This is a genomic window from Eubacterium sp. An3, from assembly GCF_002159465.1.
GTDB lineage: Bacteria > Bacillota > Clostridia > Lachnospirales > Lachnospiraceae > Anaerobutyricum > Anaerobutyricum stercoris.
Window position 1 is genome coordinate 47,437 of record NZ_NFIR01000007.1, and the last position, 25,736, is coordinate 73,172.

Genomic DNA, 25,736 nt, shown 5'->3' on the forward strand with positions numbered 1-25,736 from the left:
TTTCCCCCTTTTTGAACGGTTTTTATGTTATTTATTATAACACTTTTACTAAAAATGGTGAAGATATTTCTGAAATTATTTGTTTTTTTAACAAAAAATACCGATACCTATTGAAATTTTAAAGAAAAGTTTTGATATTTATATGATGTTTGCTACTTTTTCTGAACATAAAAAGAACACTTGTTCTACATATAAAAGTATGTTATAGTATAATTAATTGAAAGAAGACAAAGGACAGACAGGAGATGGCAGCAAATGTTAAAAGCATATAAATACAGAATATATCCTGATAATGTGCAAAAGGTGCAGATTGCAAAAACATTTGGCTGCTGCCGTTTTGTTTATAATCAGACACTCGCATATCGAAAAGAAAGATATGAAAAAGAGAAAAGATATGTCAGTAAAACAGACTGTAATAATTACTGCAACAGAGAATTAAAGAAAGAATATGAATGGCTGAGGGATGTGGATAAATTTGCTCTGACAAATGCAATCTATAACATGGATTCTGCCTATCAGAAATTTTTTAAAGAACATAGAGGGTATCCGAAGTTTAAGAGTAAACACGACAACCATAAATCATACACAACAAATTTTACGAACGGAAATATAGCGGTAGATTTTGAGAAGGGTAAGGTAAAACTGCCGAAATTAAAAGAAGTGAAGGCAAAACTGCACAGAGATTTTAGCGGTCAGATAAAATCGGTCACCGTATCGCAAGTGCCAAGCGGGAAATACTATGTATCAATATTGGTGGAAACAGAGCATGGAGAATTACCGCATACAAAGAAGGAGATTGGTCTGGATTTGGGAATTAAGAATTTGTGTATCACATCAGACGGAAGGAAATACGAAAATCCAAAGATAATAAAAAAATATGAGAAAAAACTAGCAAAATTGCAAAGGCAGCTGGCACATAAAGAAAAAGGCAGCAGTAATTATTATAAGACAAAGAAAAAAATAGCGTTATGCCATGAGAAAATCACAAATATAAGAAAGGATCATTTGCATAGGATAACCCATGAGATCATCAGCGAGAACCAAGTGATAGTCTCTGAGAATCTGCGGATAAAAAATATGGTAAAAAATCATCATCTGGCAAAATCCATAATAGATGTATCGTGGTTATGAACTGACAAGGCAATTAGAGTATAAGGCAAAATGGAACGGAAGAAGGTACATAAAAATAGACACATATTATGCCAGTAGCCAGTTATGTTCCGTTTGCGGTTATCAGAACAGGGACATAAAAAATCTATCTGTAAGGAAGTGGGTATGTCCAAAATGCGGAGAAATGCATGACAGAGATATAAATGCGGCGAAAAATATATTAGCCGAAGGATTACGTCAGATAGCATAAAAAATACGTAGGGCAGGGACTGCCCGAATCAACGCCTGTGGAGATAGTAGGTTACGAGGTTGATGAAGCAGGAAACTCAATGACTTTAGGCAATGGGTAGTTCACAATAATTTCGTTGTCAAATATAATGGGTAAAAAGAAATAAAAGGAGTAAAAAATGAGATACGAAGGAAATATTTACCGTCCTCCCAGTGAGGCACGCAGCCTGATTATTCAGGTGACTGTCGGATGCAGTCACAATCGCTGCACGTTCTGCAATATGTATAAAGATAAGAAGTTCCGTATCCGCCATAAAGAAGAAGTGTTGCTGGATTTGGATGAAATGTCCGAAATATACGGGGAATTGCCGCTGCGTATCTTCCTTGCAGATGGCGATGCTCTTGTACTGAAAACGGAAGATTTGCTGGATATCCTAAGATATATAAAGATAAAATTCCCATTTTGTCAGCGGATCACAGCTTACGCTACAGTGCAGGATATTCTGCGGAAAGGAGACGAGGAGCTTGCGCTGCTGAAAAAGGAAGGGCTTTCCATGGTCTATGTGGGCGCGGAGACCGGCGACCCGGTGATACTCACTCACGTGAAAAAAGATGTGACAGTGGAACAGATGATACAGGCGGCAGAGAAGCTGAAACGGTGCGGCATAAAGCTGTCCCTCACCCTCATTTCGGGTCTGGGCGGCAGGGAACGCCTGAAAGAACACGCGCTGGAGTCGGCCCGTCTGGTCTCTGCCATGAAACCGGAATATCTGGGATTCCTGACGCTGATGCTGGAGAAGGGCGCGCCGATTCTTTCCGAGATTCGCGCCGGCAGCATGACTCTCCTCACGCCGGACGATGTGATGGAAGAGACGAAACTGTTTCTCAGCCATGTGGACTCCGAGGGAACCATTTACCGCGCCAATCACGCTTCCAACTACCTGGCGTTAAAAGGCACGTTAAACCGGGACATTCCGGCCATGCTGGCGCAGGTGGAAGAGGCGGAGAAAAGACAGGGCTATAAGGCAGAACGATACAGGATGTTGTAACAGGAGGAACATATGCTTTATGATAAAGCCATGTCGACAGTCTTTCTATGATATTTCCTGGATTCCGCTGATGTCCGGCTCAATGGTCATGGAGTAGTTGGTGTGGTAGATCACGAAGCCCGGTTTTGCCTGCGGCGGTTTTTTTAGATTCCGTCGTTCAGTGTAGTCCACCTCCACCTTCGGGGCGTCTTTGCCCTTGGAATAGTAGGCTGCCAGGCGGGCGGCCTCCTCATAGGTGCGGTCCGGCAGCTCCGAGGCTGTCTCCAGCTTGACGATCACGTGGGAGCCGGCCATTTTTTTGGCGTGGAACCACATGTCTTTGCCGTTGGCAAACTTGAATGTCAGCTCTTCGTTCTGGAAGTTATTTTTTCCCACGTACATATGGAAGCCGTCCGAGGAAATGTAATGGAACGGCTTGCTTTTGGCCTTGTTTTTCTTTTTGCCGCGGTTCTGACCGTGGCGTTTTACATAATTATATTCCATCAGCTCTTCCTTGATCATGGCAAGGTCATTTTCGTCCCGGGCAATCTCCAGAGCATTGCTGATGGACTCCAGATGGAGAAGCTCTGCACGGGTTTCTTCCACGAGGGTGGAGAGCGCCTCGTAGGTCCGTTTGAGCTTTCCGTAACGATCAAAATATTTCTTTGCATTTTCCATGGCGTCAAGCTGCGGATCCAGAGGAATGGTGATCTCCTGCCCGTCATAATAGTTGACGCAGGTCAGCTCCTTCTGCCCCGGCTGCGCCTCGTAACCGTAGGTGTGGAGCAGCTCTCCGTAAATCTTATATTTCTCTTTTTTATCAGTATCTGACAGCTGCTTTCTCTGCAGATCATATTTCTTGGCAGTCCGCTCGATGGCGTTGGAGACGATCCGGCGCAGGTCGGTGGACTTCTGACGGATTCTTGTCACCACTTCTTTTTCCGAATAGAAGGTGCGCAGCACCTCAGAGATAGAATCAAAGTTCTTCGTCTCCATATCCGGATACATGGTAAACGGCAGGCTGGCAAATTCCACCGGCGCCTTGCCCTGATAAACGATATTCGGCTGATACTGGTGCTCCTCGATCTGCGTCCGCAGACGGACGAGCTCTCCGTAAAGGGCGGTCTGTTCTTCCGGCGAGAGGGACGCCATGGCGGCGCTGCCGTCGATACCCGTCCGGTAACAAAGCTCGCTGGCAAACACCGGGCTGATGCCGGAAAGACTGGTATAGATACCCTTTTGCACGGTGGAAGCTTTTTTCAGCAGAACACGCTCCATCCACTCCGGAGTGACGGCATCAAGGGACACCTTGTCATGCACCGGCGGCGCCATGTAAGTCCGCCCCGGAAGAACTTCACGCACAGAGCTGATCTGATGGGAAATGTGCTTGATGCTGTCGATGATCATTCCCGCGTCATCGAGAAAGATGATGTTGCTGTGCTTGCCCATGATCTCAACGACCAGCTTCTTCTGACACAGATCTCCCAGCTCATTGAGATGTTCGATGGATATCTCCATGATTCGTTCCATGCCCGGCTGGCCCACCCCCGTGATCCGTCCGTTGCTGATATGCTTCCGCAGCAGCATGCAAAAATTCGGCGCGGTCAGCGGGTTCGCCTTATTATCCGGCGTAAAATAGACCAGCGGCAGACTGGCGCTGGCCGACAGCAGCAGCCGGTACGTTTCCTTCTGATTCTTTACAACCAGCAGCAGCTCATCGGCCTCCGGCTGATAAATTTTATAGATACGCCCGCCGGTAAGCAGACGATTCATATCATAAACAATATTGGAAATGACAATTCCGTCAAAAGCCATATATATTCCTCCTGTGAAAACTGCGGCGCCCGGTACATTTCCTGAGAAATGCACCGGCTTGCAGTACATTTTTACGAAAGCTCTGCCAAAAGGCAAAAATCCTTATGTACTATACCATAGACGGAAGGAGGATGTCAAAAGAAGCGGAATTGTGAAAATATTCTATTTTTATACCTTCTGAATTATGATAAAATAAAACAATACCATTCACAAAAAGAAATTACAGGAAGAGGTTGCGGCTCATGGTGAAGCAAGAGGTGAAGCCAAAAAGGCCAGAGAAACCGCTTTTCGGCTGCGCTGCATGAATTATCCGGTGGAGCTGATAGCCGAGATTGTTGATGTGCCAATTGCCAGGATAGAGGCGTGGTTTTCTGCGGAGCAGATGCACAATAATTTTGATTGAAATATCAAATTGTAAACAGGGACAGAGTTTCAGGGGCTTTGTCCCTGTTTCTTTTGCGTGGATGAGTGGATGATATATCCGGTAAATCCGTGCGGACATTTTGGAAATGAAAAAAATTTATTAATTTGAAAAAAATACAAAAAATCTGTCACAAAACGCCTGCAAAACCGTTTCATATATGAAAGCAGATAAAAACGCTGCAGGCCTGCGAACGTCTGTTTTCAAAACAGATAGATTTACAGAAAAAAATACCTTTTAAAGGAATTATCAGATGCGGAGGAGAGATGTAACTATGATTGCTTACCTGGAATTGCTGGACACGCCGGAGGAAAAGGCGGCATTTCAAACATTATATGAAATGTACGTACAAAAGATGTATCAGATTGCTTTTCGCATCACGGGCAATGAAGTATCCGCGGAGGACATGGTTCATGAGACCTTTTTGTCCCTGACAAAGCATATGGACAAACTTGACAATGTGCAAAGCCGCCGGACATGGAATTATATACTCACGGCACTGAAACATCATTGTTTTGATCTGCTGGAAAAGCAGAAGCGGGTGGCCCCTTATTGTGACGAAGATGATGTACGTGTTCCGGGAGAATCGGGGCCTGAGGCTGAACTGATCGGGCAGGAGCAAAAGGCATTGATAGCTGATCTGGTCTGTCAGCTCTCGTATCCATATAAAGAGGTGCTGTATCTGCAATATTATAATGAAATGAAAGTAAAAGAGATTGCAGCTCTGCTTCAGATCAGGCCTGATTATGTGAGACAGGTTGCACGAAGAGCGAAGGAGCAGCTTAGAAAGAAAATGACAGAAATGGGGTATGAAAGATGAAAAAACAGATGTTGGATGAGCATATTTTAAAAGAGGCTGTATGTATGGCTGCGGAGAGGGAATTGGATAATCTTGACACAGAGATGCAAAACAAGTATCATACATTTACACCGCAGTTTGAGGAGAAAATGCAGAGATTACTGCAGGAGAATACGCACATTTTCGGAAATGAAAAAGTTTCGTTCCTGCAAAAACTGCAAAAATCCAGAAAAAAAAGAGAGAAACACCATATATTTGCGGGAAGTCGTTATATTTTGGTGGCTGTACTTTTAATGGTGCTGGCATCTGCCGCGGCACTTGCCAGTGAAGATGTGCGGGAGGGGTTAAGGAAACTGAGTATTCAGTTTTCCTCAAACGGCGTTTCCATTGAAGGAGCTAAAAATGAGAATGCAGCAGAAGGAAATAGCGCAGATGACGAACAGCCGTTTCGTGCTTATAGATGGAAGAACGTGCCGGAAGGGTATCATTTGGTGAATGAGACGGAAGAACCGGAAAGCAGAATGTATACAGTATGGTACCAGAATAAAGAAGAAAATAATTTGCATTTCATGCAGCATGACGCATCGATATATACGGTGACTATCACGTGCAATGAAGAAGAGGGATACAAAAGAAAAATCGATCTGAACGGCACAGAAGCCTACTCTGTATCCAGCGGCCGGGATAATTCGATTTTCTTTGAAAAGGATGGATACATATTTACTATCATGTCGGAACAGCCGGAAGAGATTATTGTGGAGTGGATCAAAAATTCCGGAATTCTTCAGGAGTAAAATGGAACGTATATAAAATGATGCGGCAGATATATATGAGATAAATATAAGTTAATTTGGAGGGGAAGATGATTTTAAATCTTGTTTTTGGTATTTTATTTTTTGTCATATTAACAATATGCCTGGTAACGGCGTTGGCAGAACATTTCAGATGGGATGTGTCGGAAATTATAAAGTTTCTGGCAATGGCAGCCACATTCATTGTTTTTTTAACCGTGCTGCTTTTTCCGCTGCCGCTGTCGCAGGATGAGCTAGGTTTCGCTGGCATCAACATAATTCCCTTTAAAACCATAGCTGGATATATTATTTCGGCGGTAAGGGACGGCATGATTGGAACAGCACTCTCTCAGATTTGTGGGAATATTCTTTTGTTTTTCTTTCTTATGAGCGTGTTGGGATGGTATATGCGTCTGTATAGTTTACGCGCATATATTAAATGGCTTTTGACTTTTGCTGTTATGGCGGAAGGAATCCAGGCTGTGGTTAGTTTGTTTCTGGGATATCTGTACCGGAGCATTGATATTGATGATATGATCTTGTATATCATTGGTGGTTTACTGTCTTATGCGTGGCTGGGGAGATATGCGAAGGAAAGTGAATAATTGCACAGCAAAAAGAAAAAGGTGACGAGTATGCAGGAGGAAACAGGGACAGAGTTTCAGGGGCTTTGTCCCTGTTTCTTTGGTTGTATTAGTGCCTGGAGCAGGGTACTATTTTTTGACATAGATTTTCTGCTGTGGTACTATAAAACAATCCCGTGCCGGATGGCATTGTATGTACGGACAGAAAGGAGCAAAGAGCTATGAGTAAGATAGAAAACGGAGAAATTCGTGAGATTGGCAGTAATATAATCTGGCAGGACCGGAAGCATCATCTGTGGTTTCCAATCAGTTTTACAAAGTATTCCGTGGGGGACGGCAGACTGTATATTAATTCCGGGCTGCTTTCCTCGAGAGAAGACGAGTGTCTGCTGTACCGGATCACGGATATCAGCCTGACGAGGAGTCTCGCGCAGAGGATTTTTGGAACGGGGACCATTGAGATGAATACGAAGGACCAGTCCACACCGCTGATCCGGCTGGAAAATATCGCTCACTCGGTGGAAGTGAAACGAATGCTCAGTAATCTCATTGAGAAAGAACGGGAAGAGAAGAAAGTGGTTGGCCGCGACATGTACGGAGCTGCCGGGCATCTGGATGATATAGAATATGGAAATGAACCGCAGGATCTTGATTTATAAAAGCTGCGCCGGCTGCCGGTAAAAGGAATCCAGACCGGTAAATCCCAGCCGAAATCCCAGTTGGCAGCTAACAAAATCCCGACTGGCAGACGATAAAAAGATTGACAAGCGGGAGGAAGAAAGGTATAATCGAGATTGCATCGCTGCGTTACCACTGCATTGCGATAAAGTAAAATGTTTAGACAGGGAGAGACTTTTATTTATGAAGGAAAAATTACTTCACACCCCGGAGGGCGTCAGAGATATTTATAATTCTGAATGTAAGAAGAAGACAGCGCTGGAGCGCAGACTGCATCAGGTGCTGGCGCTTTACGGCTATCAGGATATCGAGACGCCGGCCTTCGAGTTTTTTGATATATTTAACAGTGATACGGGAACGGTGAGCTCCCGGGAGATGTTCAAGTTTTTTGACAGGGATAATAATACTTTGGTGCTGCGGCCGGATATGACGCCGTCCATCGCCAGAAGCGTGGCAAAATATTACAGCGACTGTACATTTCCGCTGCGGCTTTCTTATGTGGGCAATACATTTCTTAATAACAGAAGTTATCAGGGTAAGCTGGCGGAGAAGACAGAGCTGGGCGCCGAGTATATCAACGACGATTCGCCGGAGGCGGACGCCGAGGCCATCGTCATGATGATCGACTGTTTCCTGGAAGCCGGCCTGAATGATTTCCGTATTGATATCGGTCAGAGTGAGTTTTACAGAGGAATCATGGAGGCGCTGGACGTATCCGACGAGGTAAAGGCGCAGATCCATGAATATATTGAGAATAAGAATTCTCTGGGTATGGAACTTCTGCTGGCGGATCTGCCTATGAAGGACTGCTACCGGAATATTTTGCTGGAATATAACGAGCTGTACGGAGACGTGTCCATGCTTGAGCAGGCGAAAAAGCTGACGGTGAATCCGAGATGCCAGGCAGCCATCGAGCGTCTGGAGCAGGTCTATGAGGTGATCTGTCATTACGGCTACGAGAAATATGTAAGCTTTGACCTTGGCATGGTCAATCATTTTGATTACTACACAGGCATTATTTTCAGAGGATATACTTACGGAACCGGAGACGCCATCGGAAAAGGAGGCCGGTATGACAATCTGCTCATGCAGTTTGGTAAAAATGCACCGGCCATCGGTTTTACCATTCTGGTGGATGATATGCTTTCTGCTCTGGACAGGCAGAATATCCCGGTTTCCATCCGTGAATTTGAGTATTCCGTACTCCTTTATAATAGAAAGGATATGTCGACGGCCATCGGTCTTGCCATGGAAATGCGAACCGGCGGAGATAAGCTGGAGTGCATCTGCATGAAGGAAGACCAGCAGGCAGGGGATTATATTTCCTTCGCGAAAGCGCAGGGCGCCCGGGCGGTGTTTGTCCTGGACGGGGATGCGCTGATCATCCATGATTTTTCTGCCGGCAGAGTGGCACAGACCAGTCTGACTAATTTCAGGAGGGAGTACTAGAATGCGGTATTTAACATTTGCCCTGGCGAAAGGGCGTCTGGCAAAAACGACCATGGCCATGTTTGAGGAGCTGGGAATCACCTGCGAGGCCATGAAAGATAAAGATACGAGAAAGCTGATTTTTGTCAATGAAGAGCTGAAGCTCAAGTTTTTTCTGGCAAAGGCGTCGGACGTGCCGACCTATGTGGAGTACGGCGCGGCGGATATCGGCGTTGTCGGTGAGGACACGATTCTGGAAGAGGGAAGGAATCTTTATGAGGTGATGGATCTGGGATTTGGAAAGTGCCGTATGTGCGTCTGCGGCCCGGCGTCCGCCAGAGAGAAGCTCAAACACGGAGAGCTGATTCGCGTGGCGTCCAAGTATCCGCACATCGCCAAGGATTACTTCTATAATAAGAAGTTTCAGACTGTGGAGATCATCAAACTGAATGGTTCCGTGGAGCTGGCGCCGATCGTGGGCCTTTCTGAGGTAATCGTGGATATCGTGGAGACCGGCTCCACGCTCCGTGCCAACGGCCTTGAGGTGCTGGAAGAGATCTGTTCCCTTTCCGCCCGGATGGTGGTCAATCAGGTAAGTCTCAAAATGGAGCAGGAGCGGATCCGCAAGCTGATCCAGGATCTGCGGGCGTTAAAGGCGGTATAAGAAAAAAGAAATAATAATGTGGAGGAAAACAATGCGAGTTGTAAAGATAGATAAGCAGACGACGGAAAATATATTGAGCGACCTGCTCAAAAGAAGTCCCAATCAGTACGACTCCTACGCGGACAGTGTGCAGGAGATTCTTGACGCTGTGAAGGCGAAGGGGGACGAAGCGCTGTTCGGCTACACGGAGAAGTTTGACGGCTGCAGGCTGACGCCGGAGACTTTGCAGGTGACGGAGGAGGAGATCGCCGCCGCTTATGAAAAGGTGGGCGACGAGCTGGTAGGAGTCATTCGCAAATCCCTCGCCAACATCCGTGAATATCATGAGAAACAGAAACAGTACAGCTGGTTTGATTCCAAACCGGACGGAACGATCCTCGGACAAAAGGTAACGGCTCTGGCTTCCGTGGGCGTGTATGTGCCTGGCGGAAAAGCGGCGTATCCGTCTTCGGTTCTTATGAATATCGTGCCGGCCCAGGTGGCAGGCGTGGAGAAGATCGTCATGGTGACGCCGCCGGACAAGAACGGTGAAGTGACGCCGGCGACACTGGTGGCGGCTCACGAGGCGGGAGCGACCCACGTATATAAGGTAGGAGGCGCTCAGGCCATCGCGGCTCTGGCTTACGGCACGGAATCCATCGCCAAAGTGGACAAGATCGTGGGACCTGGAAACATTTACGTGGCTCTTGCCAAGAAAGCTGTGTACGGTCATGTGAGTATTGATTCCATCGCGGGACCAAGTGAGATTCTGGTACTTGCCGATGAGACTGCCAACCCACGTTTTGTGGCGGCGGATTTGCTTTCCCAGGCGGAGCATGACGAGCTGGCCAGCGCCATACTGGTGACCACCAGCGAAGAACTGGCCGCTCAGGTGGAAAAAGAGATTGAAGGATTCTTACAGACTCTGTCCCGGGCAGACATCATCCGGAAGTCTCTGGATAATTTCGGCTACATGCTGGTGGCGGACACCATGGAAGAGGCCATTGAGGTGACCAACAACATTGCCTCCGAACATCTGGAGATCGTCACAGCCAATCCGTTTGAAGTGATGACAAAAATCCGCAATGCGGGAGCCATCTTCCTTGGCTCTTACAGCTCCGAGCCGCTGGGCGATTACTTTGCGGGGCCGAATCACGTGCTGCCGACCAACGGCACGGCGAAGTTCTTCTCCCCGTTGAGCGTGGACGATTTCATCAAGAAATCAAGTATCATTTACTATTCAAAGGAAGCGCTCCAGCCAATCCACAAAGATATCGAAACATTTGCCAAGGCGGAACATCTGACGGCTCACGCCAATTCCATCGCTGTTCGTTTTGAGGAGGAAGAGGGCAATGAGTGAGAGACGGGCGCATATTGAGAGAATAACCAAAGAGACAAAGATCGTCATGGATCTGAATCTGGATGGCAGCGGACAGGCAGATATCCATACGGGCATCGGATTTTTTGACCATATGCTGAACAGTTTTGCCCGCCATGGTTTTTTTGACCTGACCTGTCATGTGGAGGGAGATCTGGAAGTGGACTGCCATCACACCATCGAGGATACCGGCATCGTGCTGGGCCAGGCCATCGCGGAGGCTGCCGGAGATAAGAAGGGCATCCGCCGCTACGGTAATTTCCTTCTGCCCATGGATGAGACGCTGGTGCTCTCTGCGGTGGATCTGTCCGGACGGCCGTATCTGGTCTGCGACCTGCCGTTTACAGTGGAAAAGGTCGGCGGATTTGACACAGAGATGGTGCGGGAGTTTTTCTATGCGGTGTCTTACAGCGCTGCCATGAATCTGCACTTGAAACTGATGCACGGGGTGAACAACCACCACATCATGGAAGCGGCTTTCAAGGCTTTCGCCAAGGCTCTTGATGAGGCGGTGTCCTATGACAGCCGGATCACTGATGTGCTGTCCACGAAAGGTTCCCTTTAATTGATACGGAGGAAATGTACGATGGAATATATTAAATTGATTGCACGGATGCCGGCGGACGCCAGTCCGGAGCAGACAGAAGAAACAGCCCGGTACTTTGACAATTGCGGCGCCGATGAACTGTATTATTATGACGCGCAGTCCTTTGAAGAAGGAAAAGAAGAAGACATAAAAATCATGCAGGCCATCTGCCGCAGCGCCGATATCCCGCTGAATGTCTGTGCGAAAGTGAAACGTTTTGAGGACGTGAAGAAAATGATCTACGCCGGTGCGAAGAGAGTGTTCATAAAGACAGAAAGCGAAGATAATCTTGACGCGGTGAAGGAAGCTTCCGACCGGTTCGGGGCTGACAGAATCTATCTGTATCTGGAGATGGGTAATTCGCCGGATATGGAATCTTGTCTGCTCCGCTCCAGAAAAGCGGTGGAAGAGGAAGGCTTCGGCGGTATCGTACTGGCCGGAGACTTTATGGACAGCAGTTATGTCCAGGCAGCGGATTTCCTGAAAGTAAAGCTTGACGTGCCGGTCTTTATCATGGCTGAGACTGTGGATGCTGTTGTTACGGCGGATCTGCTGAAAATGAGCATGGCGTCGGGAGTGGTGCTGGGATGCCCGGAGAAGGTATCGGATTTCATGGAGATAAAACAATATTTGAAAACACAAAAGCTCCCGGTTAACACCTTTGAGACGGCCATTGCTTTTGAGGACTTTAAATTAAACAGTGACGGCATGATTCCAGTCATCACCCAGGACTATAAAACCGGAGAGGTGCTGATGCTTGCTTACATGACAAAGGAATCCTTTGAGAAGACCATTGCCACCGGCAAGATGACTTACTACAGCCGCAGCCGGCAGGAGCTTTGGACCAAAGGCGACACCTCCGGTCACTATCAGTATGTGAAATCACTGACGCTTGACTGCGACAATGATACGATTCTGGCGAAGGTGGCGCAGATTGGGGCAGCCTGCCATACAGGCAGCCGTACCTGTTTCTTTAAAGAACTTGTCCGGAAGGAATATGACGACCGCAATCCGCTGGCTGTCTTCGAGGATGTGTTTGCCACGATCCTGGACCGGAAAGAGCATCCGAAGGAAGGATCTTACACCAACTACCTGTTTGACAAGGGAATCGACAAGATTCTTAAAAAGGTCGGAGAGGAAGCGACGGAGATTGTGATCGCATCCAAGAATCCGGACGCCGAAGAATTGAAATACGAGATCTGTGATTTTCTTTATCATATGATGGTACTCATGGCGGACAGGGGCGTCACATGGAAGGATATTACAGATGAGCTGGCGCAAAGACATTAAGTCACAAATTACGGATGCAGGCAAATAATAGAAAAAAATACTTGCTTAATCAAAATATCGGTGTTATAGTATAGAGGATAACGGTAGATGATAAGAGTGGGCACAGGCCCACTCTTATTGTTTGTGTGGAAAGAGGTGAGATCAACATGAAAAGAACAGAGATTGTTGCAAGAGCAGAAGAATTGGCGGCGCCGATCATTGATGAGAATGATTTTGAGCTTGTCGATGTAGAATATGTAAAGGAAGGCGCCAACTGGTATCTGCGGGTCTATGCAGACAAGGAAGGCGGCATTACTATTGATGACTGTGTACTCATCAGCCGTGCACTGGAGCAGAAACTGGATGAGGAGGACTTTATCAAAGACCCGTATATTCTGGAAGTAAGCTCTCCGGGACTGGGCAGACAGCTTAAGAAAGATAAAGATTTCAGACGGAGTCTGGGAGAAAAGGTGGAATGTAAGCTGTACAAAGCCGTTGATAAACAGAAAGAATTCGAGGGGATTCTCAAGGATTTTACGGAAGAGACAGTGACCCTTGCCACGGACGGCGGGGATGTGGTTATAAACAGAAGTGATATTGCGGCCATACGTCTGGCCATTGATTTCTGACGATACGTATAGCAGGAGGATACGACAAAATGAGTGAATTAATCGATGCTCTTAATCAGTTACAGAAAGAGAAAAATATCGAAAAAGAAGTGATCATGCAGGCAATCGAGGATTCGCTGGTGGCAGCCTGTAACAGAGACTTTGGAAAAAATGCCATCGTGAAGGTCAATATGGACAGAGAAACCGGAGATATTTCTGTTTTCGTGGAGAAGACAGTTGTGGAAGAAGTGGAAGATCCGGCCACAGAGATCAGTCTTGAAGACGCAAAGATGAGGGATTTCCATTATGATCTGGGAGATGTGGTAAACATCGAGGTGACTCCGAAGAATTTCGGACGTATTGCTGCCCAGCACGCCAGAAGCGTTATTGTCCAGAAGATCAAAGAAGAAGAGCGGAGAGTCCTTTTTGAACATTTCTCCCATAAAGAGAAAGATATCGTGACCGGTGTGGTACAGCGGTATAATGGAAAGAACATCTGCATCAGTCTGGATGACAAGACTGACGCCGTGCTCACCGAGAAAGAGCAGGTGAAAGGTGAGGTCTTCCATCCGACAGACCGGATTAAGTTATATATTATAGAGGTAAAGGATACTAACAAAGGACCGAAGATTCTTGTGTCAAGAACGCATCCGGAACTGGTAAAACGTCTCTTTGAAAAAGAGGTTGCAGAAGTTTATGACGGAACTGTGGAGATTAAGAGCATAGCCAGGGAGGCCGGCTCACGTACTAAGATCGCGGTGGCGTCCAACGACCCGAATGTGGATCCGGTCGGTGCCTGCGTTGGTATCAACGGCGCCCGTGTCAATGCCATCGTCAACGACTTAAAGGGCGAGAAGATCGATATTATCACATGGAGCGATGATCCGGCTGTTCTGATTGAAAATGCGTTAAGCCCTTCTAACGTTGTTTCTGTGGACGTTGATACAGAGGAGAAGAGCGCCCGCGTGGTTGTTCCGGATTATCAGCTTTCCCTTGCCATCGGTAAAGAGGGACAGAACGCCCGTCTGGCTGCGAAGCTGACTGGATACAAGATCGATATCAAGAGCGAGAGTCAGGCAGCCGAGCTGCAGGAAGAGCTGGATTTTGACGATTCCTTTGACGATATGGATGATTCTGATGAGTACGCAGATGAAGCCGCTGACGGCGCAGAGAACTACGACGGCGCAGACGATTACGCTGATGACAATTATGATGCAGACAGTGATGAGTATGCGGACGACGGGTATGACGAAGCTGACAGCGACGAGTACGGCGACGAGGATTACGACGAGACCGCTGCGGACAATGAGTCTGAAGAAAAGAAGTTCGAAGAATAAGAATGACTGACTGGTGACAGAGTATGGGAAAAAAGATACCGTTAAGACAGTGTGTGGGCTGTCGGGAAATGAAGCCGAAAAAAGAATTGATACGCGTTATTAAAACGCCGGAAAACGAAGTTCTCCTTGATGTGAATGGCAAGACAAACGGCCGTGGGGCTTATCTTTGTTTTTCCACCGGGTGTCTTCAGAAAGCAAAGCGTTCAAAAGGACTGGAACGTTCCCTGAAAATTGCCATTCCAGAAGAAATCTATCATCGTTTAGAGGAGGAGTTGAAGCAATTTGACACAGAGAGACAGAGTATTATCCATGCTGGGAATGGCCGCGAGGGCCGGCAGGATTGAGAGCGGCGAGTTTTCAACAGAAAAAGCTGTGAAGTCCGGCCGCGGGCGGCTGGTGATTGTGGCGGAAGATGCCTCCGACAATACGAAAAAAATGTTTAAAAATATGTGTGATTATTACAAAGTACCCCTTGTGGTCTTTGGCACAAAAGAGGAATTAGGGCATTGGATCGGGAAAGCATACAGGGCTTCCATCTGTATCTTAGATGAAGGTTTTGCAAAGGCAGTGTTGAAAAAAATTAATCTAAATATGGAGGTGTAGCGGATGCCAAAAATGAGAGTACATGAAGTAGCAAAGTTATATAATAAAAGCAGTAAAGAAGTCATTGCTGCATTAAAGCAGCAGGGAGTAGAAGTACAGAGCCATATGAGCACAGTTACAGAGGAAAATGTTTCAAAATTAAAGGGAGTCTTCCAGCCGTCCGGCGCGGAGAAAAAAGCTGCTCCGGCACAGGAGAAGACCGTGGCAGAACATGGAAAACGCAGAGAGGAAGCGAAGGAAAAACCGCAGCAAAACCGCGGCGGCCGCAATAATGATAACGGAAGAAATAATGATGGAAACCGCAGCGGCCGGGACAATCGCGGTGACGGAAAAAATGACAATCGCGGCGACAGAAATAATCGCAGCGGCAATCGCCGTCAGGACGGCGGCCGGGATAACCGCGGCGACGTAAACCGCAATGGCCGTGGTAATGACAACCGCAATAATAACCGGAATAACGAAGGTAATCGCGGAAACCGCGATGGCGGCCGCAATCAGGGCGGTCGGGGTAATGACGGCGGTCGCAGCCAGAATAACCGTGGCGGTGACGGAAATCGCCGGAATAACGACAGAAAAAACCGCAATAAATCCATGCTGGGCGGAGATACGCCAATCAATGCAAAGGAAACAAGAAACGGGAAAGAAAACCGTCACGACATTAACAGAGAACACAGTCGGGAGAATCAGAACAGGAATGAAGATTCTAGAGATTCACGCGGCGGCCGCAACAACCGCCGGAATAATAACCGGAATAATAACTTTAATAATAACAATAACCAGAAACGGAATAAAAATAAAGGCAAACAGCCTGTGATCCAGCAGCCGGTAAAACAGGAGGAGCCAAAGGAAGAGGTTATCCGTAATATTACCCTGCCGAACCCGGTTTCATTAAAAGAGCTGGCTGAGGCATGTAAAGTAACCCCTGCGGTAATCATTAAGAAGCTGTTCCTGGCAGGACAGATGGTTACTATCAATACCGAGTTTACTTTTGACGAGGCGGCGGAGATTGCTCTGGAGTACAACTGTATCGCTGAGGAAGAGGTACAGGTGGATGTGATCGAGGAGCTTCTCAAAGAGGAAGAGGACGATGAGAGCACTCTGGTGGGCCGTCCGCCGGTTGTCTGCGTTATGGGTCACGTTGACCACGGTAAAACTTCACTGCTGGATGCCATTCGTTCCACCCACGTGACTGAGGGCGAGGCCGGAGGAATCACCCAGCATATCGGTGCTTACGTGGTAAACATCAACGATGAGAAAATCACCTTCCTGGATACGCCGGGACATGAGGCGTTCACTTCCATGCGTCTTCGTGGAGCACAGGCGACAGATATCGCCGTTCTCGTGGTAGCGGCTGACGACGGCGTGATGCCGCAGACCGTTGAGGCCATCAACCATGCGAAAGCCGCAGAGGTCGAGGTTATCGTGGCTGTCAACAAGATCGATAAAGAAGGCGCCAACGTAGAAAGAGTAAAACAGGAGCTCACCGAGTATGGTCTGATCGCCGAGGACTGGGGCGGCAGCACCGTATTTGTTCCGGTATCCGCAAAGACCGGTGAAGGTATTCAGGAACTTCTGGAAATGATTTCTCTGACAGCGGAAGTGATGGAGCTGAAAGCCAATCCGAACCGAAAGGCAAGGGGGCTTGTTATCGAGGCGAAACTTGATAAAGGACGCGGTCCGGTGGCGACCATCCTGATTCAGAAAGGTACTCTGCGCGTAGGAGACTGCATCAATATTGGTCACGCCTACGGACGTGTCCGTGCGATGCTGGATGATAAAGGAAACCGGGTGAAATCTGCAGGCCCATCCGTACCTGTGGAGATTCTCGGATTAAACGATGTGCCATTTTCCGGCGAGGTCATGATGGCTCATGACAATGAGAAAGAAGCCCGTACTACGGCAGAAGCTTTTGTGGCATACAGCAGAGAGAAGATGCTGGAGGAAACGAAGAGCAAGCTGTCTCTGGATGACCTGTTTGATCAGATTCAGGCCGGTAATGTAAAAGAGCTGAATCTTGTTGTGAAAGCAGATGTACAGGGCTCCGTGGAAGCAGTGAAACAGAGCCTCACCAAGCTTTCCAATGAGGAGGTTATGATTAAGGTGATCCATGGCGGCGTCGGCGCGATCAATGAGTCTGACGTAACGCTTGCTTCTGCGTCCAACGCCATTATCATCGGTTTTAATGTCCGCCCGGATGCCATGGCTAAATCCGTAGCGGAGAGAGAAAAAGTCGACATGCGTCTGTATCGTGTTATCTACAACGCTATTGAAGATATTGAGGCGGCTATGAAAGGTATGCTGGATCCGGTATTCCGAGAGAAAGTGACCGGACATCTGGAAGTCCGCCAGATTTATAAAGCTTCCGGCGTAGGAACTATCGCCGGTTGTTATGTGACAGACGGAGAGATTACAAGAAGCTCCCAGACCCGAATTGTCCGGGACGGCATTGTAATCTACGAAGGAACTCTTGCATCTTTAAAACGTTTTAAGGACGATGTGAAAGAAGTAAAATCAGGATTCGAATGTGGTCTTGTATTTGAAAAATACAACGATGTCAAAGAAGGCGACCAGGTTGAAGCCTTTGTGATGGAGGAAGTTCCGAGATAAAAAAGAAAACTGACAGGAGATATTGAAATATGAGAAAAAACAGTGTAAAAAATACCCGGATAAACTCCGAGGTATTGCGGGAACTGAGCCGCATTATTTCAAGGGAAATCAAAGATCCCCGCATCTCTGCCATGACAACGGTCGTTGCCGTAGAGGTGGCTCCTGATTTAAAGACCTGCAAGGCGTATATCAGCGTTCTTGGCTCCGAAGAGGAGCAGGAGAGTACACTGGAGGGACTGAAAAATGCCCACGGGTATATCAAAAGGGAGCTGGCCCACAGCATTAATCTGCGCAATACGCCGGATATCCGGTTTATTCTGGATCAATCCATCGCGTATGGAGTAAATATGTCGAAAAAAATCGACATGATCAACGCAGAGATGCATGAGAGAGAGAAAGCAAATGGGGAGGAGGCCTGACTGTGACTTCCAATAAAAAAATAACCAGGCAGGCGGTGAGTCTCTTTCACCGCAAGATCAAAGAGGCAGAACGCATCGCTATTTCCGGGCACATCAACCCGGATGGCGACTGCGTCGGCGCCTGCCTTGGACTTTGCGCTTATATTCTTGATCTGGATCCGAAAAAAAAGGTGGATATTCTTTTGGAACCAATCAGTGAAAAGTTCCGTTTTTTAGCGTATGCAGATCATATTATGCAGGAAAAAACGGAGGAAGAGCCTTACGATCTCTATTTTTCGCTGGATTGTTCAGACAAGGAACGCCTCGGCGCATTTCAGGAACTTTTTGAAGAAGCCCGATTCACCATATGCGTGGATCATCACATCAGTAATCAGGGATTTGGTGATTTGCGGTTTATTGATGCCGACGCTTCTTCTACCTGTGAGATTCTGTATGATATTCTTGAGGAAAAAAAGATTTCTTTTGACACGGCACAGTGCCTGTATCTGGGCATCGTGCATGACACAGGGGTATTTAAACACAGCAACACTACCAGAAAAGTTATGGAAATTGCGGGAGCATTGATTGACAAAGGAGTGCGTCCGGATTTTATTATCGACGAGACTTTTTATAAAAAGACATACATTCAGAATCAGATTCTGGGACGTGCTCTGATGGAGAGCATCCTTCTTCTGGATGGCCGTATTATTTTTTCAGCCATAAAGAAAAAAGATATGGACTTTTACGGTATTGAGAGTGGAGATCTGGATGGAGTTATCGATCAGCTTCGGGTGACAGAAGGAGTGGAATGCGCCCTGTTTCTATACGAAAAGACAGAAGGACAGTTTAAGGTCAGCCTCCGTTCTAACGGAAAAGTTGATGTTAGAAAGATTGCGGAACAATTTGGCGGCGGAGGCCATGTGAAAGCAGCCGGCTGTACTGTGGAAGGAAATGTACGTGATATTGTAAACAGCATTTCTCCGCTGATCGATCAGCAGCTCGAACAGGGAAAAGATGTATGATAAACGGTATTTTGAACATAAAGAAAGAGAAGGGCTTTACCTCACATGATGTGGTGGCAAAGCTCCGGGGTATTCTGCATCAGAAAAAAATCGGACATACGGGAACTCTTGATCCGGATGCAGAGGGTGTTCTGCCGGTATGTCTTGGAAAAGCTACCCGCCTTTGTGATAAAATAGGGGACTGGGATAAAACGTATCAGGCAACGCTGCGCCTGGGCGTGACCACTGATACAGAAGATACCTCGGGAACTGTTCTGGAAGAAAAACCGGTGAAGATTGATGAAGAATCTGTCAGAGAAATCATTTCTTCTTTTGTGGGAGAGTACGAACAGATTCCACCTATGTACTCCGCTAAAAAAGTGCGGGGAAAAAAGCTTTATGAGCTGGCAAGAGAGGGTGTTGTCATTGAACGAAAACCCTGTCGGGTCACTGTCCATTCTATTGATATTCAGGAGGTTTGTCTTCCGTACGTAACATTTTCTGTACGTTGTTCCAAGGGGACTTATATTCGGAGTCTCTGCAGGGATATCGGGGAAAAAGCCGGCTGCGGTGGCTGTATGGCGGCTCTTACACGGACACAGGTGGCGTTTTTTGATATAAATGATGCGCTGACGCTCAAGCAGGTGGAATCTTTGCGGGATTCCGGAACGCTTTTTGAGCACATTCGTTCCATAGATTCTGTTTTCGCAGACTATCCGGCAGTGACCGTATCGGCAAAAGCGGAAAAGAAGCTCTATAATGGCAACCCGCTTCCGTGGAACGCCTGCACAGTAACGGAGGGCGATGCGTCCGGTATGTACCGGGTATATGACAAAGAAGGACATTTTATCGGTATTTACAGGAAAGCAGCGCAATCCGATATATTGCATCCCGACAAACTGTTTTTTGATATGCCGTAATATAGTGCGGATATCTTCAGATCCGGCCGAGGCAGTACTCGGGTGTTATTGACGGATAAAATTATCATCAGGAGAAAGAGACATGGAATACATTAAAGACCCGGATTTTCAACTGGAAGATACAGCGGTGGCTCTGGGAAAGTTTGAGGGACTGCACCGGGGGCATCAGCTTTTATTTGAAGAAATAAAAAAACAAAAGGCAGAGGGACTGAAAAGTGTGGTATTTACCTTTGATATGCCTCCTCGTTCTGCTTTGAGCGGCGACCAATCCTATCAGCAGATTTACACAAAAGAAGAAAGGCGTCTGCTTCTGGAAGAGATGCAGATTGACATTCTTATTGAGCATCCTTTTACAAAGGAATTTGCTGCGCAGACACCGGAGGAATTTGTCCGGGATATTCTGGTGGGAAGAGCCGGTGCAAAAAAGGTGGTAGTCGGAAAAGATTTCCGTTTTGGGAAAAAACGATCCGGTGATGTCGGCCTGTTAAAAGAGCTGGCGCCTAAATACGGCTATGAGCTGATCGTCATAGAGAAGCTTCAGATGGAGCATAAAGATGTCAGCAGCACAAGAGTTCGCGCGCATCTGGAAAAAGGAGAGATGGAAGAAGCCGCAAGGCTTCTGGGAAGACCGTACGCAGTCATCGGCGAAGTTGTTCATGGAAAGGCGCTGGGACGCACTATCCAGATTCCAACGGCTAATCAGAAAGCAGATAAAAATAAACTGATGCCACCAAACGGCGTCTATATTTCCCGTATTTATATCAGCGGGGAAGAAGGCTGCCACTACGGCATCACTAATGTGGGAGTAAAACCGACGGTGGAAGAACATGCCGCCAAAGATGTGGAAACCAATATTGTGGATTTTGACGGAGATATATATGGAAAAACCATCAAGGTGGAGCTCCTTCACTACCGCCGTCCGGAGATGCAGTTTGCCTCCCTGGATGAACTGCGGGCACGGATAGAAATAGATGTGGCTGCCGCCGTGCAATATGCAGAGGAGCATCCGGCGTTTTGACGCTGGTGCTGTTCAATATGCTCAAAAAAACAGATAAAAATATATCCAAGTTCGTCATGTTGTGGTATAATATTCTTGAATCATCAACTGCAATTCCGGATAAAACCGGACGACATAAAAAGGAGTGATGTTATGAATACGATTATCACAATTGGGAGACAGTATGGAAGCGGAGGAAGAGAGATTGGCCAGAAACTTGCAGGGTATTATGACATTCCTTTCTATGACAAGGAACTTTTAAAAGTTGCTGCCAGAGAAAGCGGCATCTGTGAGGAGATGTTTGAGAATTACGATGAGAAGCCAACTACCAGTTTTCTGTATTCTCTGGTTATGGATCCCTATGCGCTGGGCTATAACGCAGCCTCCTTTGACATGCCGCTTAACCAGAAGGTGTTTCTGGCAGCCTTCGACGCCATCAAAAAGGTGGCAGACAAGGGGCCGTGCGTGATTGTCGGCCGCTGTGCGGATTATGCTCTCAAGGATTATGCTAACAAGCTGAATGTGTTCATTCATGCGCCGATGTCCTTCAAAAAGCACCGGATCAACGAGCAATATAATGTTCCGCTGGAGAAGGCTAAGGATGAAGCGGTTAAGATTGACAAGCAGCGTGCCAGCTACTATAACTATTATACTTCCCGCAAATGGGGAGATTTACAGAGTTATGATCTGACTGTTGACAGCAGCATTCTCGGCATTGACGGTACGGTGGAACTCATCAAGACCGCTGTGGACATAAAAGAAGGCAATTGAATAAACAGATGCCATAAATGAAAGCGACGCCCGGTTCGAACGCAAGAACCGGGCATTGTTGTTGCTTTTGAATATTCGTTGTCAGAATTAATGTTGTCAGAATTAATATTTCTTCATCAGCCGCCGGAAAAACAGTCTTCCGGAAACGAGCTGAATGATCCAGTATATTCCCAAAAATGCCACGAAAATCTCTGCATTTTCAATGACATCCAGAAGACCTAGGATGGAAAAGACGAACATGGCGCAGGTGATGATGATAAATCCCAGAATATAGGCATATCTGCCGGACTTATCCCGGATTTTTTCTTTCAGTTCATCGTGCAGTTCAATCCGCTCCTGTTCCATGCGCTGCGCATAGATCTCCCGCCGGCCTGGCGCGCTCCAGTAAACATACCGGACGATCATCTGGATTCCGGAAAATCCTATACCACCGGCCAGACCCCAGAAAAGACTCTCCAGCCGGTACTCCGTAAACAGAGCCAGAAGCAGAAATGCGACGCCGATACACGTATAAACAATTCCGTAGATAAGATGACTTCTTTTCATGATTTCACAACCCCTTTCTCCCTGATAAAAATCTCCTCGATAGTCAGTTCAAAAAAATCAGCGATGGCAAACGCCAGATCCAGCGACGGGTTGTATTTTCCGCGCTCAATGGAGCTGATGGTCTGCCGGGATACTTTTAGCATCCTTGCAAATTCTTCCTGATTCAGTCCCCGCTCCTTTCGGAGCTGTTCTACCCGGTTTTCCAAACAATCACCGCCTTTTTGCTAAAGTTTCTTCAGGTTGCGGCCATGGTTGGCGCAAAGTGCAAAATGACAAGTTTTCTTTACATTTTTAGTATAGCATATGAAATATAAAATGACAAGTTTCTTTTACATTTTTTGAAAGGAGGAAGGAAAAATTCCGTGTTTCGAAAAAACATCCGGAAAAACAGAAAAATATCCCCCACCCCGGCTTGTGGAGACGGCGGGGGTTCTTTATTATAGTAAAGGGTTAATGTGATAATAGATAGATTTGTCTCTGCATAAAGGTATTTTTTTGTGGGAGATAACGTCAGGCATGAATTAATAAAAGAAAACGAGAGGTGATGACAGGATGGCAATTCGTCCGGAAAGAAATAGATGGAAAGAGACGGCTCTTGTAAAGGGCAGAGTCAAAGAATACTGGAACGGGAGAGCCGACAGTTTTCGCGTCCAGCGGGAGGCGGAATTAAAAAGCGGGCAGCATGAGGTCTGGGAGCAGGAACTGCTGTCTCATCTGCCGCAGGGTGACAGCCTGCGGATACTGGATGTGGGTTGTGGCTGCGGATTTTTTTCGTTTCTGCTGGCGGAGAACGGTCATCGGGTGACCGGCATCGATCTGACAGAAAATATGATTCTTGAGGGACGGGAACTGGCAGAAAAATATGATCTTTCTGTGGAGTTTCTGCAGATGGATGCGGAGAAGCCGGATTTTCCTGACGATACTTTTGATGTGATTGTGAGCCGGAATCTCACCTGGACGCTGCCGCATCCGGCGAAGGCCTATGAGGAATGGATGAGGGTATTGAAGCCGGGCGGTATTCTGATTAATTATGACGCCGAACATGCCCGGTATCATTTCAGCCGCGGACTGGAAGGAGAGAAGGCTCACGCCATGCTTTCCCGTGGACAGATGGATGACTGCATGGAGATATACGGCATGCTGCCGATCAGCGCTTGGAAACGTCCGGACTGGGATGTCTTTCAACTAAAACATCTGGGCTTTGCTCAGGTGGAGACGGACGCCGCCATCGGAAAGCGGCTGTTTCTGCACGATGACCAGTTCTGCACGCCATATCCGGTATTCCGGATCAAAGCGGTGAAAGCAAAATAAACAGGAAAAAGAAATGAAGAGATACATATTCAAAAGATTGCTGCTCTTAATTCCTATTGTATTAGGAATCACATTTTTATCTTTCGCCATGATGAGAATTGCCGGCAGCGATGCAATATTGCAGCAGGTCGATGCCACAGGAATCGCATTGTCCCAGGAGGTCATTGATGCCAGAAGAGAGGAACTTGGTCTCAATCAGCCCTTTTTGATTCAATATGTGCGCTGGCTGGGAGGATTTCTCACAGGAGATTTGGGGGTCAGCTATATTTCGGGAAATGATGTGTTTTCCACTTTTGTTTCCAAACTGCCCGCCACTTTATTCCTGACGGGGTCGTCAATGCTTCTTACAGTGATCATTTCACTTCCTCTTGGGATTTTGGCAGCTGTCAGACAAAATAAATTTACAGATTACCTGATTCGGACGAGCAGTTTTATTGGCAGTAGTCTGCCTAATTTCTTTGTGGCGCTGCTTCTGATGTATTTTTTGTCGATTCGTCTGCCGGTTTTTCCGGTCATTTCGGAAGGAATCAATCTCAAAAGTATTGTGCTGCCGACTCTCACGCTGGGAATTGCCATGTCCGCCCGATATCTGCGTCAGATACGGGCGGCGGTTCTCGAAGAATTGGGAAAAGAATATGTTGCCGGAGAGAAAGCCAGGGGTATTGAGTTTTCAGCTACGTTATGGAAAAGTGTACTGCGCTCTTGTCTGGTGACGATTCTCACTCTGATGGCACTTTCCATAGGGAGCCTTCTGGGAGGAACAGCCATCGTGGAATCCATTTTTATGTGGGACGGCGTGGGAAAACTGGCAGTGGACGCCATCAATATGCGGGATTATCCTGTAATTCAGGCATATGTGGTCTGGATGGCAATGATCTATGTGATAGTCAATCTTGCTACAGATGTGATCTATCGTTTGATCGATCCGCGAATTCGTCTGGAAGGTGAGAGAAGATGATAGAAAGAGTGAAAAATAGATTAAGAAAGCGGTCAGGAAAGAATCGTATAAAACAAAGATTGATCATATTTTCTGTTCTGGTCGCGCTTCTTTTGCTGCTGGCGTTATTTTCGGAGAAACTCTGTCCTTATGATCCGGCGCAGCAGAATTTTGCTATTGCGCTGGAACCGCCGGGACCGGCGCATCTATTTGGCACGGACCGATATGGAAGAGATATGCTTTCCCGGGTGCTGGTGGGAGCTCACATCAGTATTTTCTCTGCGCTGATTCTCGTGGCGGTGATTACAGCAGCCGGTTCCCTGATTGGGGTAGCAGCCGGTTATGCCGGCGGTAAGCTGGATGCCGTTGTTATGCGGATTTCTGATATTTGTCTGGCTTTTCCGGGGCTGATATTTGCCTTGGCCATAGCGGCGGTTCTGAATGGAGGAGTAGAAAATGCAGTCATAGCTCTGGCGGCGGTGAGCTGGCCTAAATATGCCAGATTGTCCAGAAGCCAGACGTTGGCAGTGAAACAGTCTGATTATATACAGGCAGCACGTCTGGCGGGAAATACGCCGGTTCAGATGATTCTGAGGCACATTTTGCCAAATATAATGGGACAGATTCTTGTGACTGCCATGCTGGATATCGGAACCATGATGATGGAGATCGCGGCGCTCTCCTTCCTGGGGCTTGGAGCAAAGCCGCCCACGGCGGAATGGGGAAGTATGATGAGTGAAGGGAGAAGCATGCTGCAAACTTATCCTTGGGTTGTATTGACGCCGGGAATAGGAATCTTCATATCGGTGGCGCTGTTTAACCTGCTGGGAGATACTCTGCGGGATTATATGGATCCCCGGAACAGACGGGAGACAGTGAAAAATTCATAATGATTCTGCTGAAAAAGGCACAGACAAAGGAGATAGTAGGAGGGAGATTACA

At 47.1% G+C, this 25,736-nt stretch carries 26 protein-coding genes and 1 pseudogene; 24 read left to right on the plus strand and 3 right to left on the minus strand.

The genetic code is table 11. From position 1 onward, the window contains the following. Window positions 1–255: 255 nt before the first annotated feature. Window positions 256–1,360 (plus strand): annotated as a pseudogene (gene tnpB, locus B5F87_RS08375) (IS200/IS605 family element RNA-guided endonuclease TnpB). 157 nt (window positions 1,361–1,517) lie between these two features. Further along, window positions 1,518–2,387, plus strand: coding sequence for a radical SAM protein (locus B5F87_RS08380; protein ID WP_087279642.1), 870 nt, complete (start codon window positions 1,518–1,520; stop codon window positions 2,385–2,387). A gap of 45 nt (window positions 2,388–2,432) precedes the next feature. On the opposite strand, the gene B5F87_RS08385 is transcribed toward B5F87_RS08380, so the two are convergent. Next, window positions 2,433–4,181 carry an NFACT RNA binding domain-containing protein gene (locus B5F87_RS08385; RefSeq protein ID WP_087279645.1) on the minus strand — a complete coding sequence of 583 codons (1,749 nt, stop codon included), beginning with the start codon at window positions 4,179–4,181 and terminating at the stop codon, window positions 2,433–2,435. Between the two features lie 695 nt (window positions 4,182–4,876). Here B5F87_RS08385 and B5F87_RS08390 point away from each other — a divergent pair. The 19 genes from B5F87_RS08390 (at window position 4,877) to B5F87_RS08485 (ending at window position 22,000) form a co-directional block, all read left to right on the plus strand. Beyond that, a complete protein-coding gene (locus B5F87_RS08390; protein ID WP_158096998.1) occupies window positions 4,877–5,422 on the plus strand; it encodes a sigma-70 family RNA polymerase sigma factor in 546 nt (181 codons plus the stop codon). Then, window positions 5,419–6,195, plus strand: a complete 777-nt coding sequence (locus tag B5F87_RS08395) for a DUF4367 domain-containing protein (protein WP_087279651.1) — start codon at window positions 5,419–5,421, stop codon at window positions 6,193–6,195. Before B5F87_RS08390 ends, B5F87_RS08395 begins: the two co-directional genes overlap by 4 nt. A 68-nt stretch (window positions 6,196–6,263) precedes the next feature. Beyond that, window positions 6,264–6,797, plus strand: coding sequence for a VanZ family protein (locus B5F87_RS08400; RefSeq protein ID WP_087279653.1), 534 nt, complete (start codon window positions 6,264–6,266; stop codon window positions 6,795–6,797). A gap of 200 nt (window positions 6,798–6,997) precedes the next feature. Continuing rightward, complete coding sequence (locus tag B5F87_RS08410; protein ID WP_087279659.1) at window positions 6,998–7,435, plus strand: PH domain-containing protein; 438 nt, start codon at window positions 6,998–7,000, stop codon at window positions 7,433–7,435. Between the two features lie 202 nt (window positions 7,436–7,637). Further along, window positions 7,638–8,903 (plus strand): ATP phosphoribosyltransferase regulatory subunit, encoded by a 1,266-nt coding sequence (gene hisZ / locus B5F87_RS08415; RefSeq protein WP_087279663.1) that lies wholly within the window; start codon window positions 7,638–7,640, stop codon window positions 8,901–8,903. A 1-nt stretch (window position 8,904) separates the two neighbouring features. Next, entirely contained in the window at window positions 8,905–9,546 is a 642-nt protein-coding gene (hisG, locus tag B5F87_RS08420; RefSeq protein ID WP_087279668.1) for an ATP phosphoribosyltransferase, read from the plus strand. Window positions 9,547–9,577: 31 nt separating this feature from the next. Beyond that, the gene (gene hisD, locus B5F87_RS08425; protein WP_087279671.1) at window positions 9,578–10,885 is read left to right on the plus strand and encodes a histidinol dehydrogenase; all 1,308 of its coding nucleotides are present in this window, start codon (window positions 9,578–9,580) and stop codon (window positions 10,883–10,885) included. Beyond that, window positions 10,878–11,468: an imidazoleglycerol-phosphate dehydratase HisB gene (gene hisB / locus B5F87_RS08430; protein ID WP_087279675.1), complete on the plus strand. Its 591-nt coding sequence runs from the start codon at window positions 10,878–10,880 to the stop codon at window positions 11,466–11,468. The genes hisD and hisB overlap by 8 nt, the downstream gene beginning before the upstream one ends. Before the next feature lie 21 nt (window positions 11,469–11,489). After that, on the plus strand, window positions 11,490–12,779 hold the full coding sequence (hisIE, locus tag B5F87_RS08435; protein ID WP_087279678.1) for a bifunctional phosphoribosyl-AMP cyclohydrolase/phosphoribosyl-ATP diphosphatase HisIE: 1,290 nt from the start codon (window positions 11,490–11,492) through the stop codon (window positions 12,777–12,779). A gap of 146 nt (window positions 12,780–12,925) precedes the next feature. Further along, the gene (rimP, locus tag B5F87_RS08440; protein ID WP_087279680.1) at window positions 12,926–13,387 is read left to right on the plus strand and encodes a ribosome maturation factor RimP; all 462 of its coding nucleotides are present in this window, start codon (window positions 12,926–12,928) and stop codon (window positions 13,385–13,387) included. Between the two features lie 29 nt (window positions 13,388–13,416). Further along, window positions 13,417–14,703 (plus strand): transcription termination factor NusA, encoded by a 1,287-nt coding sequence (nusA, locus tag B5F87_RS08445; RefSeq protein WP_087279683.1) that lies wholly within the window; start codon window positions 13,417–13,419, stop codon window positions 14,701–14,703. Window positions 14,704–14,726: 23 nt separating this feature from the next. Further along, a complete protein-coding gene (locus B5F87_RS08450; RefSeq protein ID WP_087279686.1) occupies window positions 14,727–15,047 on the plus strand; it encodes a YlxR family protein in 321 nt (106 codons plus the stop codon). Next, a complete protein-coding gene (locus B5F87_RS08455; protein ID WP_087279689.1) occupies window positions 15,013–15,306 on the plus strand; it encodes a ribosomal L7Ae/L30e/S12e/Gadd45 family protein in 294 nt (97 codons plus the stop codon). The genes B5F87_RS08450 and B5F87_RS08455 overlap by 35 nt, the downstream gene beginning before the upstream one ends. 3 nt (window positions 15,307–15,309) lie before the next feature. Beyond that, window positions 15,310–17,913, plus strand: coding sequence for a translation initiation factor IF-2 (gene infB, locus B5F87_RS08460; protein ID WP_087279691.1), 2,604 nt, complete (start codon window positions 15,310–15,312; stop codon window positions 17,911–17,913). Between the two features lie 29 nt (window positions 17,914–17,942). Next, window positions 17,943–18,332, plus strand: a complete 390-nt coding sequence (gene rbfA, locus B5F87_RS08465; protein WP_087279694.1) for a 30S ribosome-binding factor RbfA — start codon at window positions 17,943–17,945, stop codon at window positions 18,330–18,332. Window positions 18,333–18,334: 2 nt separating this feature from the next. Further along, entirely contained in the window at window positions 18,335–19,333 is a 999-nt protein-coding gene (locus B5F87_RS08470) for a bifunctional oligoribonuclease/PAP phosphatase NrnA (protein ID WP_343215748.1), read from the plus strand. Next, window positions 19,330–20,232 carry a tRNA pseudouridine(55) synthase TruB gene (gene truB / locus B5F87_RS08475; protein WP_087279697.1) on the plus strand — a complete coding sequence of 301 codons (903 nt, stop codon included), beginning with the start codon at window positions 19,330–19,332 and terminating at the stop codon, window positions 20,230–20,232. Before B5F87_RS08470 ends, truB begins: the two co-directional genes overlap by 4 nt. Before the next feature lie 82 nt (window positions 20,233–20,314). Beyond that, window positions 20,315–21,250: a bifunctional riboflavin kinase/FAD synthetase gene (locus B5F87_RS08480; RefSeq protein ID WP_087279700.1), complete on the plus strand. Its 936-nt coding sequence runs from the start codon at window positions 20,315–20,317 to the stop codon at window positions 21,248–21,250. Window positions 21,251–21,382: 132 nt separating this feature from the next. Then, window positions 21,383–22,000 carry a cytidylate kinase-like family protein gene (locus B5F87_RS08485; protein WP_087279704.1) on the plus strand — a complete coding sequence of 206 codons (618 nt, stop codon included), beginning with the start codon at window positions 21,383–21,385 and terminating at the stop codon, window positions 21,998–22,000. Window positions 22,001–22,102: 102 nt separating this feature from the next. On the opposite strand, the gene B5F87_RS08490 is transcribed toward B5F87_RS08485, so the two are convergent. Continuing rightward, entirely contained in the window at window positions 22,103–22,546 is a 444-nt protein-coding gene (locus tag B5F87_RS08490; RefSeq protein WP_087279706.1) for a hypothetical protein, read from the minus strand. Next, on the minus strand, window positions 22,543–22,752 hold the full coding sequence (locus tag B5F87_RS08495) for a helix-turn-helix transcriptional regulator (protein WP_087279709.1): 210 nt from the start codon (window positions 22,750–22,752) through the stop codon (window positions 22,543–22,545). The genes B5F87_RS08490 and B5F87_RS08495 overlap by 4 nt, the downstream gene beginning before the upstream one ends. A gap of 346 nt (window positions 22,753–23,098) precedes the next feature. Here B5F87_RS08495 and B5F87_RS08500 point away from each other — a divergent pair, with 346 nt between their 5' ends. Genes B5F87_RS08500 through nikC form a run of 3 tightly spaced genes read left to right on the plus strand, consistent with a single transcriptional unit; the run spans window position 23,099 to window position 25,684 of the window. Next, entirely contained in the window at window positions 23,099–23,857 is a 759-nt protein-coding gene (locus B5F87_RS08500; protein ID WP_087279711.1) for a methyltransferase domain-containing protein, read from the plus strand. 13 nt (window positions 23,858–23,870) lie between these two features. Beyond that, window positions 23,871–24,815 (plus strand): ABC transporter permease, encoded by a 945-nt coding sequence (locus B5F87_RS08505; protein ID WP_087279714.1) that lies wholly within the window; start codon window positions 23,871–23,873, stop codon window positions 24,813–24,815. Next, window positions 24,812–25,684 (plus strand): nickel transporter permease, encoded by an 873-nt coding sequence (gene nikC / locus B5F87_RS08510; protein WP_087279715.1) that lies wholly within the window; start codon window positions 24,812–24,814, stop codon window positions 25,682–25,684. The genes B5F87_RS08505 and nikC overlap by 4 nt, the downstream gene beginning before the upstream one ends. Window positions 25,685–25,736 lie beyond the last annotated feature (52 nt).